Below are 245 nucleotides of genomic sequence, written 5' to 3'. Positions count from 1 at the left end.
CGACAGACTGTTTGCGTCGTTCCTGCATGACTGCAAAGCGGCGCGGCCGGTGATGCCATGGTCTGCCAGCAGCCCGGCGCACGGCCCGCCAAAACCTAAAGACCGGGTCTGGAGCCACACCCACTTCGCCCACCTGTACGACAGCCGCCGCGAGGCCGAAAGCCTTAAGCAACTCTACGGTGCCGACCAAGGCTATAAATAGCCGCCGAAAACCCGTGTATCCGCGCTTTTCGCGCTGACGTTCA

General features: G+C 62.0%; 1 protein-coding gene. It reads left to right on the top strand.

Translation table 11 applies throughout. The annotated features are described in order from the left end of the window. Window positions 1-202: hypothetical protein (locus ACFZPT_RS26840; RefSeq protein ID WP_379559157.1), on the top strand; the 202-nt coding region annotated here is incomplete at its 5' end. Window positions 203-245: the final 43 nt, after the last annotated feature.

This window comes from Pseudomonas sp. MD330_10 (assembly GCF_042610415.1).
Taxonomy (GTDB): domain Bacteria; phylum Pseudomonadota; class Gammaproteobacteria; order Pseudomonadales; family Pseudomonadaceae; genus Aquipseudomonas; species Aquipseudomonas rhodesiae.
The sequence above is the reverse complement of the archived record's forward strand: the minus strand, read 5'-3'. Positions and strand labels throughout refer to the sequence as shown.